This is a genomic window from Stenotrophomonas sp. P5_B8 (assembly GCF_054049855.1).
In genome coordinates this window covers 1-13,498 of sequence record NZ_JBFULO010000073.1, presented here as the reverse complement: position 1 = coordinate 13,498, position 13,498 = coordinate 1, and the positions used below count along the sequence as shown (strand labels likewise).

13 protein-coding genes are annotated in these 13,498 nt (G+C 67.8%); 9 read left to right on the top strand and 4 right to left on the bottom strand.

Annotated elements, in window-relative coordinates; genetic code table 11:
• The 3 genes from ACXJKH_RS06390 to ACXJKH_RS06380 all read left to right on the top strand — a co-directional run.
• Positions 1 to 386: RNA methyltransferase (locus ACXJKH_RS06390; protein WP_457318748.1), on the top strand; the 386-nt coding region annotated here is incomplete at its 5' end.
• Between the two features lie 56 nt (positions 387 to 442).
• On the top strand, positions 443 to 1,372 hold the full coding sequence (locus ACXJKH_RS06385; protein ID WP_457318746.1) for a phosphate/phosphite/phosphonate ABC transporter substrate-binding protein: 930 nt from the start codon (positions 443 to 445) through the stop codon (positions 1,370 to 1,372).
• A complete protein-coding gene (locus ACXJKH_RS06380) occupies positions 1,369 to 3,495 on the top strand; it encodes a putative bifunctional diguanylate cyclase/phosphodiesterase (protein WP_256774718.1) in 2,127 nt (708 codons plus the stop codon). The genes ACXJKH_RS06385 and ACXJKH_RS06380 overlap by 4 nt, the downstream gene beginning before the upstream one ends.
• A gap of 33 nt (positions 3,496 to 3,528) precedes the next feature.
• Here ACXJKH_RS06380 and epmB read toward each other — a convergent pair whose 3' ends face one another.
• Positions 3,529 to 4,533, bottom strand: coding sequence for an EF-P beta-lysylation protein EpmB (gene epmB, locus ACXJKH_RS06375; protein ID WP_457318744.1), 1,005 nt, complete (start codon positions 4,531 to 4,533; stop codon positions 3,529 to 3,531).
• A gap of 126 nt (positions 4,534 to 4,659) precedes the next feature.
• On the opposite strand from epmB, the gene efp reads away from it, so the two are divergent.
• From efp to ACXJKH_RS06350, 5 genes are all read left to right on the top strand, one after another.
• Positions 4,660 to 5,229, top strand: a complete 570-nt coding sequence (gene efp / locus ACXJKH_RS06370) for an elongation factor P (protein WP_256774720.1) — start codon at positions 4,660 to 4,662, stop codon at positions 5,227 to 5,229.
• Positions 5,230 to 5,417: 188 nt separating this feature from the next.
• Complete coding sequence (locus ACXJKH_RS06365) at positions 5,418 to 6,761, top strand: TRZ/ATZ family hydrolase (protein ID WP_457318742.1); 1,344 nt, start codon at positions 5,418 to 5,420, stop codon at positions 6,759 to 6,761.
• A 16-nt stretch (positions 6,762 to 6,777) separates the two neighbouring features.
• Positions 6,778 to 7,509, top strand: a complete 732-nt coding sequence (ubiG, locus tag ACXJKH_RS06360; RefSeq protein ID WP_256774722.1) for a bifunctional 2-polyprenyl-6-hydroxyphenol methylase/3-demethylubiquinol 3-O-methyltransferase UbiG — start codon at positions 6,778 to 6,780, stop codon at positions 7,507 to 7,509.
• Positions 7,493 to 8,182, top strand: coding sequence for a phosphoglycolate phosphatase (locus ACXJKH_RS06355; RefSeq protein ID WP_457318740.1), 690 nt, complete (start codon positions 7,493 to 7,495; stop codon positions 8,180 to 8,182). The genes ubiG and ACXJKH_RS06355 overlap by 17 nt, the downstream gene beginning before the upstream one ends.
• Positions 8,183 to 8,306: 124 nt before the next feature.
• Positions 8,307 to 9,014, top strand: a complete 708-nt coding sequence (locus ACXJKH_RS06350) for a squalene/phytoene synthase family protein (RefSeq protein ID WP_457318738.1) — start codon at positions 8,307 to 8,309, stop codon at positions 9,012 to 9,014.
• A 317-nt stretch (positions 9,015 to 9,331) separates the two neighbouring features.
• Here the strand turns inward: ACXJKH_RS06350 and ACXJKH_RS06345 are convergent, their stop codons facing one another.
• From ACXJKH_RS06345 to yidD, 3 genes are read right to left on the bottom strand one after another with little or no spacing between them, the layout of a single operon-like run.
• Entirely contained in the window at positions 9,332 to 10,129 is a 798-nt protein-coding gene (locus ACXJKH_RS06345; protein ID WP_457318749.1) for a M23 family metallopeptidase, read from the bottom strand.
• Between the two features lie 47 nt (positions 10,130 to 10,176).
• Entirely contained in the window at positions 10,177 to 11,523 is a 1,347-nt protein-coding gene (locus tag ACXJKH_RS06340) for a dihydroorotase (protein WP_256774726.1), read from the bottom strand.
• 1 nt (position 11,524) lies between these two features.
• Entirely contained in the window at positions 11,525 to 11,782 is a 258-nt protein-coding gene (gene yidD / locus ACXJKH_RS06335; protein WP_256774727.1) for a membrane protein insertion efficiency factor YidD, read from the bottom strand.
• A 272-nt stretch (positions 11,783 to 12,054) separates the two neighbouring features.
• Here yidD and dksA point away from each other — a divergent pair, with 272 nt between their 5' ends.
• Complete coding sequence (dksA, locus tag ACXJKH_RS06330; RefSeq protein ID WP_457318736.1) at positions 12,055 to 13,305, top strand: RNA polymerase-binding protein DksA; 1,251 nt, start codon at positions 12,055 to 12,057, stop codon at positions 13,303 to 13,305.
• Positions 13,306 to 13,498 lie beyond the last annotated feature (193 nt).

The following is a 13,498-nucleotide window of genomic DNA, read 5'->3' as shown; positions in this document are numbered from 1 at the left end:
ACGAAGAACTGCAGCTATGCCACCTGGCCGTGCACATCCCGTCCCATCCCGATTTCAGCTCGCTCAACCTGGCCGCCGCCGTGCAGGTGCTGGCCTACGAACTGCGCATGGCCGTGCTCGGCGGCGTCGAAGGCGCGGCCCCGGCCGACCCCGAACACCGCGAGCAGCCGGCCAGCCATGCCCAGGTTGAAGGCCTGTTCGGCCAGCTTGGGCAGACCCTGGACGAGATCGACTTCCACAAGGGCCGCGCACCGGATTCGGCGATGCGCAAACTGCGCCGCCTCTTCCTGCGTACCGAACTGAGCGAACAGGAAGTCCGCCTGCTGCGCGGCATCCTCGCCGATGCACAGCGGATGGCGAGATTGGCGAACAACCGCCCCGAATGAGCTGACGCAGTTCTCACTTTTTCGGGTAGGCTGTTCGGATTCCTTGGGGGGAGTGAATGCGAGTATCAGGTCTGCGATGGCTGCTGCAGGGGGCGCTGCTGTGTCTGGCCATCGCATGGATGACCGGGCCTGCCATGGCCGATCCCGGCAACGTGCTGGTGCTGGGACGGATCAGCGACAATCCCAAGTCACACTATGCGCAACTGCAACCCCTGCTGGATTACGTGGTCCCGCGCATGCGTGATGTCGGCATTACCGAAGGTCGCATCCTGATGGCGCCCGATGCCCAGCAGATGGGCAGCTACCTGCGCCGCGGCCGCGTGGACTGGGTCACCGAGACCTCCGGCACCGCCGTGGCGCTGGGCATGCGCAGCGGCGCACAGCCCCTGCTGCTCACCGAGCGCAGCGGCGTGCGGGATTACCACACCGTCTTCTTCGTCCGCCGCGACAGTCCGATCGTTTCGCTGGCCGATCTCAAGGGGCATACCCTGGCCCTGCAGAACGTGGCCTCCACCAGCGCCTACCTGGTGCCGGTGATGACCTTGTTGCAGGAGGGGCTGACCCCGGAGATCCTGTTGTCCGCYCGCGATGCGGCCGCCCCGGATACGGTGGGCTATGTGTTCGCCCGCACCGAGGGCAACATCGCGACCCTGGTCCACAAGGGCGTGGTCGATGCCGGCGCGGTGAGCAGCGTGGACTGGTCCGACGGGCATCGGATCCCGGCCAATTTCCTGCGCGACTTCCGCGTCATCCATCGCACCGAGCCGTACCCGCGTGCGGTGGAGATGGTGCGCGCCGGGTTGGATGCGAACGTGCGTGATCGCCTGCAGCAGGTACTGCTGGAGGCCGCGGCAGATCCCTTGGCGCAGGATGCGCTGCAGAAGTTTTTTGGTACGTCCGGGTTCCATCGGGTGGATGCGCAGATGCAGCACCGGTTGGATGAACTGAAACAAGGGCTGGCTCGCGTGCGGATGGAAGTGGAATGAGGCTGTTGGGTTCCGGAATGCAGACACGGTTCGTGCTGGCGATGAGCGGCGCGATGCTGGTGGTGGTGGTGATCGTGGCGGTGGTGCTGGGGCGCCAGGCGACCATGCAGGGGGAGGTGCAGCACCTCAGCGGCAACGTCATCCACGACCTGTTCGACCGCAGCGTGCGCAGCCGCGGCGAGGCGCTGGCCCGCGAGCTGTCCGACGCGCTGGCCAACCCGCTGTACTACAACGACCTGGAGCAGGTCGGCGCGCTGGTGCGCAATACCTCGCGGCAGCAGGTGGTGCGCTACGTACTGGTGTTCGACGAGGACGGCAAGCTGGTCCACGACGGCAGCACCGAGGTGATCGATTTCGGCCGGCCGATGAGCGACCCGCTGGCCGCCGGTGCGGTCGCCGCGCGTACGCTGGTGGTGCAGCAGTCGCCCAAGGTGCTCGACAACGCCATGCCGATCATGATCGGCAACCAGCGCATCGGCGGCGTGCGGGTGGGCATGGCGCTGGACGATGTGCAGGCCATGGAGCTGCGCGCCAACCAGACCCTGGGCGAGCGCCTTCAGCAGGTCGGCAAGCGCCACCTGGGCTGGTTGCTGCTGATGCTGGGGCTGCTGGTGGGCATCGGCGTGGGCATGATCATGTATGTGCAGCGCAGCCTGGTCACGCCGATTCGCTGGCTGGCCGCGGCCGCGCGCCAGATCGAGGCGGGCGACTACCGCCCGCAGCTGCGGCAGAGCACGCGCAACGATGAAATGGGCGAGCTGGTGCGGGCCTTTGGCCGCATGAGCGAATCCATCGCCCGGCATGACCGCGAAGTGCGGCACATGGCCTACACCGATGCGCTGACCGGGCTGACCAACCGGCTGGCGTTCCGCGAGGCGCTGGACCATCGCCTGATGGCCGCRCGCGCGTCCAACCATCGGCTGGCGCTGCTGTTTGCCGACATGGACGACTTCAAGCGGGTCAACGACACCCTCGGCCACGAGGCCGGCGACGAGGCGCTGCTGCAGTTCGCCCAGCGCATCAGCACCGCCGTGGCCCAGGCCGGTGGGGACGAGGCACTGCTGGCGCGTTTTGGTGGCGATGAATTCGTGATCCTGCTCGGCGAAGGCGACGTGGCCGCCAATGCGCGGCAGCTGGCCGAGATCCTGGTGCGCGAACTCGGCAAGCCGTTGTTCGTGCAGGGCAGGGAACTGTTCCTGGGCAGCTCGATCGGCGTCACCCTGTTCCCCGACGATGCGGCCGATGCCACCACGCTGCTGAAGAACGGCGACATCGCCATGTACCAAGCCAAGATGGCCGGCAAGAACTGCTACCGCTATTACAGCCGGGCCATGGACCATGCGGTGGAACGGCGCGTGCACATGGAGCAGGAGCTGCGCGGGGCGTGGGAGCGCGGCGAGCTGCGGCTGGTCTACCAGCCGATCTTCCGCACCCGCGATCGGCGCATGGTCGGGGTGGAGGTACTGCTGCGCTGGCAGCACCCGACCTTGGGCACGATTCCGCCATCGGTGTTCATTGAAGTGGCCGAGCAGAGCGGCCTGATCGAAGTGATCGGCCCCAAGGTGCTGCGTGCGGCCTGCATGGAAGCGGTGCAGTGGCCGCACGGCGTGGACAACGATGGCCTGTTCGTCTCGGTCAACGTCTCACCGCGCCAGCTGCGCGGTGGCGAGCTGCCCAGCGTGGTCGCCGACTGCCTGCGCGACACCGGCCTGCCGGCCTCGCGCCTGCACCTGGAGCTGACCGAAACGGCGGTGATCGGCGATGAAATGCTGGCCGCGGCCCTGCTCGACAAGCTGCACCGCACCGGGGTGAAGGTGTGGCTGGACGACTTCGGTACCGGCTTCTCCGGGCTGAGCCACCTGCGCCAGGTGCCGGTGGACGGGGTCAAGATCGACAGGAGTTTCGTGGCCGACATGCAGCGCGACCCGGACGACCTGGCCCTGACCACGGCGATCATCGCCATGGCCCACGCGCTGGGGATCACCGTGGTGGCCGAAGGCATCGAGCAGGAAGTGCAGTTCGACCTGCTGGCCCAGCGTGGCTGCGACCTGGCCCAGGGCTACTGGCTGAGCCACCCGGTCAGCGCCACCGACGTGGTGCAGATGATCGAATCGGGGATGTGACGCGCCGCGGCCACCGGGGGTGGCCGCGGCGCCTTACACCGGCCGCTTGCTGCTGTCGCCGGAGATCTCGCGGACCAGCTTGGGCACCAGGTAGCCGGACAGGCGCGCGGTCAGCTGCGCATGCAGGTCCTTGGCGGTGTCATCGTCGACCTCGAAATGGGCCACGCCTTCGACCCGGTCCACCTGGTAGAGGTAGTAGGGCAGCACGCCGGCGGCGAAGCTGCGCTCGCTCAGGTCCTGCAGGGCCGGCAGTGAATCGTTGACCCCGCGCAGCAGCACCGCCTGGTTGAGCAGGGTGGCCCCGGCCGCACGCAGGCGCGCCATCGCCGCGTCCACCGAAGCATCGAATTCATTGGCGTGGTTGGCATGGATCACGAACGCCACCGGCCACGGCAGGCTGACCAGCCACCGCACCAGTTCGTCATCCACGCGCTCGGGCAGCACCACCGGCAGGCGGCTGTGGATGCGCAGGCGGCGCAGGTGAGGGATCTGCCGCAGGGCCTGGGTCAGCTCGACCAGCTTGTGGGTGGCCAGCGACAGCGGATCGCCGCCGGACAGGATCACCTCGTCGATGTCCGGGTCCAGGGCGATGGCGTCCACCGCATCGCGCCAGCCTTCCCGGGCCGCGTTCTCGCTGCCGTAGTCGAAGTGGCGACGGAAGCAGTAGCGGCAGTTGATCGCGCAGCTGCCGGTGGTCACCAGCAGGGCGCGGCCCCGATACTTCTGGATCACCCCGGTGGCCTTCTTGGCGGCGCCGTCGCCGACCGCGTCCAGGCTGAAGCCCGGCACGACCTTGAGTTCGTCGGTGATCGGCAGGACCTGGCGCAGCAGGGGGTCGTGGCGGTCGCCGTGGCGCATCCGGGCCGCAAAGCCCTGCGGGACGCGCACCGCGAACTGGCCCGCCGCCGCGTCCGACACGCCCAGCTCCAGCGGGTCCAGCCCCAGCTGCCGCAACAGCTCGCGCGGGTCGCGGATCGCCTCGCGCCACCGTTGCTGCCAGCGGACGGGGGCGGCCAGGGGCGTGGCGGAAAGCTGCATGGAATGGGGGCCTGCGGTTATCATGTGGGTCAGAAATATCGCCTCACCCCACCGGTATCGGTGGGATATCCCATTCTATCCGGCTCGCCGCGCCTGCGCGGCGTTTGCCCATTCAGGAGTTTCAGCATGGCCACTGTTGGCATGAACGATGTCAAGAACGGGATGAAGATCCTGATCAACAACGAACCGGCCGTCATCACTGAGACCGAGTACGTCAAGCCGGGCAAGGGCCAGGCCTTTACCCGCATGAAGTACCGCTTCATCAAGTCGGGCCGCGTGGTCGAAATGACCATGAAGGCGACCGACGACGTGGAGAAGGCCGACGTCGTGGATACCAACATGGACTTCATGTACAGCGACGGCGAGTTCTGGCACTTCATGGACCCCGAATCCTTCGAGCAGGTCCAGGCCACCAAGTCCGGCATGGGCGGCGCCGAGAAGTGGCTGAAGGGCGAAGAGTCCTGCATCGTCACCCTGTGGAACGGCGAGCCGATCTTCGTCCAGCCGCCGAACTTCGTCGAGCTGAAGATCACCGAAACCGACCCGGGCGTCCGCGGCGACACCTCGGGCGGCGGCGGCAAGCCGGCCACCCTGGAAACCGGCGCGGTGGTCCGCGTGCCGCTGTTCGTCAACCAGGATGAAATCATCAAGGTCGACACCCGCTCGGGCGAGTACTCCGCCCGCGCAGGCAAGTAATCCGGCGAAGCCGGATTACGGTAGAGCCGACCGTTGGTCGGCAGCGGCACCCGGTAGAGCCGACCGTTGGTCGGCTGCCGATGCCACGCGCAGCCCACCAACGGCCGGCGCTACGTCAAGAGCGTCCCGTTCCAGAGCGTCCCGGTCGCCCACACCTTCGGGTCGTCCGCCCAGACAAGTGAGCCCGCATGACCGACACCGCACGCATTCCCGAAACCTGTGACCTGCTGATCGAAGCCGGTTACGTGGTCCCGATCGAACCGCATGCGGTGGTGCTGGAAGACCACGCCGTGGCTGTGCGTGGCAGCGAGATCATCGCGATCCTGCCGCGCGCCGAGGCCCGTGCGCGTTTCGCCCCCGTCCAGACCGTCTCGCGTCCCGACGCGGCGCTGATGCCGGGCCTGGTCAACGCGCACACCCACAACCCGATGACCCTGCTGCGCGGCGTCGCCGACGACCTGCCACTGATGGTGTGGCTGCAGCAGCACATCTGGCCGGTGGAAGCGGCGGTGATCGGACCGGAGTTCGTCGCCGACGGCACCACCCTGGCGATCGCCGAGATGCTGCGCGGTGGCACCACCTGCGCCAACGAAAACTACTTCTTCTCCGACGTCCAGGCCGCGGTCTACAAGCAGCACGGTTTCCGCGCGCTGGTCGGTGCGGTGATCATTGATTTCCCCACCGCCTGGGCCAAGACCGACGACGAGTACTTCGCCAAGGCCGGCGAGCTGCACGACCAGTGGCGCAACGACCCGCTGATCGGCACCTCGTTTGCCCCGCACGCGCCGTACACGGTCAACGACGCCAACTTCGAGCGCGTGCGCATGCTGTCCGACCAGCTGGACATGCAGGTGCACCTGCACACGCATGAGACCGCACAGGAAATCAGCGACTCGATCAAGCTGCACGGCCAACGCCCGCTGGCGCGACTGGACCGTCTCGGCCTGGTCAACGACCGCCTGATCGCGGTGCACATGACCCAGCTGACCGAAGCGGAAATCCACCTGTGCGCCGAGCGTGGCGTCAGCGTGGTGCATTGCCCCGAATCCAACCTCAAACTGGCCTCCGGGTTCTGCCCGGCCTGCGCCCTGCAGCGCGCCGGGGTGAACCTGGCCATCGGCACCGATGGCTGCGCCAGCAACAACGACCTGGACATGTTCAGCGAGAACCGCACGGCGGCGATCCTGGCCAAGGCCGTGGCCAACGATGCGACCGCGTTGGACGCGGCTACCACGCTGCGCGCGGCTACCCTGGGCGGTGCGCGCGCGCTGGGCTTCGGCGACCGCATCGGGTCGATCGAGGTCGGCAAGCAGGCCGACCTGGTCTGCGTGGACCTGTCCGCGCTGRAAACCCAGCCGCTGCACCATGTGCTGTCGCAGCTTGTGTATGCCGCCGGCCGCCACCAGGTCAGCGATGTCTGGATCGCCGGGCAGCCCAAGCTGGTCCAGCGCGAGCTGGTCGGCATGGACACTGCGGCGATCGTCGCCAACGCCCGCCAGTGGCGCGAGCGCATCCGCCACATCCGCGCTTGATGCACCAAGGATTCCCATGACTACCCCGCACGCTTCCACCAATTTCGACCAGGCCGAACTGGACAAGTTCGCCGCCCTCGCCAACCGCTGGTGGGACGTCGACGGCCCGCAGAAGCCGTTGCACGCGCTCAATCCGGTGCGCCTGCAGTACGTCGCCAGCCGCGTCACGCTGCGCGGTGCGCGCGTGCTCGACATCGGCTGCGGTGGCGGCCTGCTCAGCGAAGCGTTGGCCAAGGAGGGCGCTGACGTCACCGCGATCGACTTGGCCCCGGAACTGGTCAAGGTGGCGCGGCTGCACAGCCTGGAATCGGGTGTGCAGGTGGATTATCGCGTGCAGGCCGCCGAGGACCTGGCCGCCGAACAGCCGGGCAGTTTCGACGTGGTCACCTGCATGGAAATGCTCGAGCACGTGCCGGACCCGGGCGCGATCATCGCCGCCTGCCACCGTCTGCTCAAGCCCGGTGGCCAACTGTTCCTGTCCACGGTCAACCGCACCCCGGCCGCCTTCGCGGTAGCCATCGTCGGCGCCGAGTACGTCGCGCGGCTGTTGCCCAAGGGCACGCACCACTACCAGGATTTCATCAAGCCGGCCGAGCTGGGCAAGTGGCTGCGCGCGTCCGATTTCAACCTGCGCGACGTCAGCGGCATGGCCTACGAACCGTGGCGCAACCGCGCGCGCCTGAGTTCGCGCACCGACATCAATTACCTGGCCCATGCGGTCAAGCCGGACGATGCCGCCCGTGTCTGAGTCTGGTTTCCCGCAGGCGGTGTTGTTCGACCTGGACGGCACGCTGCTCGACAGCGCGCCGGACATGCTGGCCACGGCCAACGCGATGCTGGCCGCGCGCGAGCGCCCGCCGACCACCCTGGACGCACTGCGTCCGGTGGTCTCCAAGGGCTCGCGAGCGATGGTGTCGGTGGCCTTCCCGGAACTGGGGCAGATCGAGCGCGATGCGCTGGTGCCGGAGTTCCTCGAGCGCTATGAAGGCCTGATCGGCCAGTACGCGACGCTGTTCGACGGCGTGGCAGGCATGCTCGATGCGCTGGATGCCGCCGGCTGCGTGTGGGGCATCGTCACCAACAAGCCGGAATACCTGGCCCGTCTGATCGTGCCGCAGCTGGGCTGGGAAAGTCGCTGCAAGGTGCTGATCGGGGGCGATACCCTGGCCCAGCGCAAGCCGCATCCGCTGCCCCTGCTGGCCGCAGCCGAGCGCCTGCAGATCGACCCGGCCACCTGCATCTACGTGGGCGATGACGAACGCGACATCGTCGCTGCCAATGCCGCCGGCATGGCCTCGGTGGCCGCGCTGTGGGGTTACCGGCTCGATGCCGACGACCCGCTGGCGTGGGGCGCGGAGTGCATGATCGAACAGCCCGCGCAGCTGCAGCGGGCTGACGCCTGGCCGGTGGCACGCGCCTGATCGCCCGCCAGGCATCGGCCGTGGGCCGAGGCGCAACGCAACCCAGGCATGCACCGGCAATCGGCCGGTGCACACCCCGGTAGCCGCCGACGGTTGGTCGGCACATCACTTCCAAGGATTTCCCGTGACAACTTCCAGCGCCCTCGACAGTTTCCTGGACAAGTGGCGGACCCGCTGGCCGGAATGGTCGGTGGCCGAACCGTTCGTGCCCGAGGCGCAGCGCAGCCTGGCCGTGGCATGGTTCACGCTGCTGCAGGAGTTCGACGACATCCTCAACACCAACGGCGACCCGACCCCGTCCGACGCCAAGCTGGCGTGGTGGGGCGAAGAACTGCGCAGCTGGGCCGCGCAGCGCTCGCGGCATCCGCTGGGGCGCCTGCTGGAGCCGGTGCGTGCGCCGTGGACGGCGCTGGCCGACACCCTGCCGGACTTGATCGATGCGCGCGCAGCCGCGCTGGAGCCGGCGCAGGCGCGGCGTGCGCTGCAGCCCTACGCAGCGGCAGTGGCGGCGGTGGAAGCGGTGATGTTCGACACCCCGGCGCGTGGCGACGTGGCCGCCCCGGTGCTGGTACAGACGTTGGCGCAGCGGCTGCAGGAGGCGGGCGTGGCGGCGGTACCGCGCTCGCTGCTGGACGTCGACGGCGACACCGCCGCCCAGCAGTGGGCGCGGCAGCTGCTGGCCCAATGGCCGGCGCGTGTCGCCGGTCCGCGCGTACGTCGCATGTATGCCTCCCTGGCACGCACGCGGCTGCAGGCCAGCGCGCAAGGCCGCGAGCTCAAGGTAACGCCGATGCGCACGTTGCTGCGCACGTGGTGGGCCGRTCGGGGCTGATCTGGCGCCACCCTGTAGATGTGGCGGCAACAGGAGGCACCGCCTCTGTGTGGCGGCCTCGGGAGGCATTCACCGCCTGCGTGCGTCGGCACCGGCAGGCGCGCACCGGTAGGGGCGGTTCCCGAACGACCGCCGGCCGTGTTGATCGACACTGGGGCGCATGACGGCTGCCGGAGCAGCGCTTTCGTCAGTGATCATGCGTAACCGGATGGTGCACCGCCCTCGGCGGTCGTTCGGGAACCGACCCTCACAGCGCGCCGTACCGGCCGCGCACAACTCGCTTGCCGCGCGCGCAGCTTACCTGCCGCATGCATCCATCACTTGCCGCGTTCAAGCACCAGCAGTGGATCGATCCGCGTGTCGAACCAGTTCATGCCCCAGTGCAGGTGTGGCCCGGTCGCACGCCCGGTGGCGCCGACGGCGGCGATGACCTGGCCCTGTTCGACGCGGTCGCCGACCTTCACGTCGATGCGCGACAGGTGCAGGAAGTTCGAGCTGATCCCGAAACCATGGTCCAGCAGCAAGGTGCCACCGGTCAGGTACAGGTCCGGGCCGGCGAAGGTGACCACGCCGGCCGCCGGTGCCTTCACCGGGGTGCCGGTCGGCACGGCGATGTCCATGCCCGAGTGACCCGCGCCGGGCTGGCCGTTGTAGACGCGCGCATTGCCGAAACGGCCGCTGATGCGGCCCTGCACCGGCCAGATGAAGGCCTGGGCGAAGTCGGTGCGGTTGTCGTCGCGCGCACGCGCGGCGGTGACCTGGGCCTGCTCGCGCTTGATCCGTTCGGCAATTGCTGGCGGCGGGTTGACGGTCTTGGGCGGCACGCCGTTGACCCGCTCGGTCGGCCAGTCGCGCGCGGTCACCGCGATGCTGACCGTCTCGCTGCCGCCGTCGGGGCGCTGTACCTGGAGCTGCAGCGGCCCTTTCTCGTCGCGCCCGATGCCGAACACCACGCTGCCATAGCCACTCACCCGCAGGCTGCGGCCGGCGTACTGGACCACGCTTCCGGCCGGCACCTTGCCGATCACCATCGCGCCCTGCGACGCACTGGCGGTAAACACGACGCGACCGTCCGCCTGCGCCGAGGCGGGCGAGGGCAGCATGCCGCCCACCATCACACCGCCTGCCAGGAGCAGGCCGACACTCAAGACCCGTGCACGCATCAGCGGTCGAAGCTCATGCGCTGACCATTGGGCGCACCGACCAGCTGCGTCCCGTCCCAGGCCAGTTCGCCGTTGACCCAGGTCGAGGCGATGCGCGAGCGGAAGGTCATGCCTTCAAACGGAGACCAGCCGCACTTGGACAGCACATCTTCGCGCTTGACCGTAAACGGCACGTCTTCCACCAGCACCAGGTCGGCGAAGTAGCCTTCGCGCAGGTAGCCGCGCTGGCTCACATCGAACAGCTGCGCCGGAGCGTGCGCGAACTTCTGCACCACCTGGGTGATGTCCAGCTTGCCTTCGTGGACCAGCTCCAGCGCGGCGACCAGCGCGTACTGCACCAGCGGCAGGCCGGACGGTGCCTGCGGGTAGGGCTTCTGCTTCTCTTCCCAGGTGTGCGGGGCGTGGTCGGTGGCCAGCACGTCGATCACGTCCTCGGCCACGGCGCGGGTCAGGGCCTCGCGATCGCTGGCTTCCTTGATGGCCGGGTTGCACTTGATCAGGTTGCCCAGCCGCGCGTAATCGCTGCGGTCAAAGCGAAGGAAGTGGATGCAGGTCTCGGCGGTGATCTGCTTGCGGCTGCCATCGGCACGGATCAGCGGGCCGCGCTCGAACAGTTTCAGTTCGTCGGCGGTGGAGATGTGCAGCACGTGCAGGCGGGTGCCGTGCTTTTTGGCCAGCGAGACGGCCAGCTCGGAGGACTTCAGGCAGGCCTCGCGCGAGCGGATGTCCGGGTGCTGTTCGGCACTGAGGGCGTCGCCATACTTCTCGGCGTACTCCTTGGCCTTGGCATCGATCATCGGCGTGTCTTCGCAATGCGTGATGATCGGGGTCGGCGCGTCGCGGAAGATCGCGTCGAGGGTGTCCGGGTTGTCCACCAGCATGTTGCCGGTGGAGGCACCCATGAACACCTTGATGCCCGGTGCGGTCTTGGGGTCCAGCGACTGGATGTGGGCCAGGTTGTCGTTGCTGGCGCCCATGTAGAAGCCGTAGTTGGCGCGTGCGCGGCCGGCGGCGGCGTCGTATTTGGCCTGCAGGATGTCGGCGCTGAGCGTCGGCGGATTGGTGTTGGGCATGTCCATGAAGCTGGTCAGGCCGCCGGCCACGGCCGCGGCCGATTCGGTGGCGATGTCGCCCTTGTGGGTCAGGCCCGGCTCGCGGAAGTGCACCTGGTCGTCGATCATGCCCGGCAGCAGCCAGCGGCCGGCGGCATCTACGACGGTTTCACCCGGGCGGGCCTCCAGGCCGGCGCCGATCTGCGCGATGCGGCCGTTTTCGATGCGCAGGTCGCCGTCGCTGATGCGACCTTCGTTGACCAGGCGGGCGTTGACGATGAGCGTGGAGGACATTTCAGTGTTTTCCTGTGCAGCGGCAGGCGGCGTCGTCCGTGGCGCGCGGCGGCACCTCGTCGATGCCACCGGGATGGAAGGGATGGCAACGGCCCAGCCGGCGCGCGGCCAGCCAGCTCCCGCGCGCGGGCCCATGCGTGGCGATGGCCTGCATGGCGTATTCAGAACAGCTGGGCATGAAGCGGCAACGCGGCCCCAGCAACGGGCTGATGAAGCGCTTGTAGAAGCGCAGCAGGGCGATGAGCAGGCGTGAGATCACCCGCCAATCTTAGAGCAGTTGGCATGAAGGCCGCATTTGTCGCAGGATGGGGCGTTGGCTCCCCTCCGCGTCCACGCGCGTGGCGGGCCGCCCCGGCTGCTGGCCGGGTCAGGTGCCGAACGGCGCAGGTCGGTCCGCTCGATGGGCGGATCGGCCGCACCCCTTGTGACTCCGGGGCTGAACGGAGTAGGCGGTGTGGTTGCTGCTGCTGGTCGGGTAGGCTATAAAGGCCCGCTTTCCCGGGCCCCGGGGAAACCAAGGAAGAGCGTTTCGTGGCTGCTAAAAAAACTGCAAAGAAGGCCGTCAAGGCCGCCAAGAAAACCGCCAAGCCTGTTGCTAAGAAGTTGGCGGCCAAGTCCGTTGCCAAAAAACCGGCCCCCAAGCCGGCTGGCAAGCCTGCATCCAAACAACCGGCGGCCAGGACGGCACCCGTAAAGAAATCCACGGCCAAGGCACCGGCCACGCCGGCGAAGAAAGCCGTCGCCAAGAAGCCGGTGGTCGCCAAGACCCCGGTGAAGAAGGCGGCTGCCACCAAGCCGGTAGTAAAGAAAGCGGCGGCCAAGAAGGCTGCGCCGTCCAAGCCGGTCGCCAAGGCGCCGGTGAAGAAGGCCGCGGTCGGCAAGACCGTCGCGAAGAAATCCGCGGCGCCGGCTGTGTCCAAGCCGGCTCCCAAGCCGACCCCGGTGAAGAAGGTTGCGGCCAAACAGCCGTCGCCCGCGCCGGTGAAGGCGAGCAAGACTGCCAGCAAGCCCGTGGCAACCAGGTCGGCGTCCAAGCCGGCTGCAGCACCCGTAGTGAAGTCCGCACCGAAGCCGGCATCGCCGGCACCGGCCAAGTCTGTCCCGGCCAAGTCCGCGGCCAAGCCTGTTACCCCTCCGGCGTCCGCGCCGGCGCCGGTAGCGGCAGCCCCCGCCTCGAAAGCCCCGCAAAACAAGAATCCCGTGCCCGTTTCGAAATCGCCTGCAAAAACCCCCGTCAAGTCCGAGTCCGCCCCCAAGCCTGTGTCGCGTCCGGTCGGCAAGGTCGCCGTTGCCGTGGCAGCGCGCTCGTCTGCTCCGGCTCCGCGCACCAAGGTCAAGGTGGTGGAATACAAGACTGACGAAGCCACTGGTCGTCCGATCCTGCCCGACGGCTACAAGCCGAGTGCGGAAGAGGAATACATGAGCCCGCTGCAGCTGGAGTATTTCCGCCAGCGCCTGCAGCACTGGCGCAATGATCTGGTCGAGGAATCCAAGCAGACCATCGCGAACCTGCAGGAAGAAGTGCGTGATATCGGCGATGAAGCCGAGCGCGCCACCCGCGAGACCGAGAACTCGCTGGAACTGCGTACCCGCGATCGTTACCGCAAGCTGATCGGCAAGATCAACAGCACGCTCAAGCGCCTGGAAGACGGTGACTACGGCTACTGTGTCGATACGGGCGAGGAAATCGGCCTGGATCGTCTGGAAGCCCGTCTGACCGCCGAACGCACCATCGACGCCCAGGAGCGTTGGGAGCACCTGCAGAAGCAGCAGGGCGACTGATTGCCTGGTTGTTGATGGATGCACAGAGAAACCCGGCTTCGGCCGGGTTTTTTTTTGGTTTTTTCTTCAAGTCATGCGCTCAGGTCAACGACACAACCAGGTCAACTGCTCTGGGTGTGCGCCTGTGCTGGCTTGGGCGGGTACGGATGGGCTGGCGGGACACGCTGCAAGTACGTCCTTGTAAGCTCGCGTG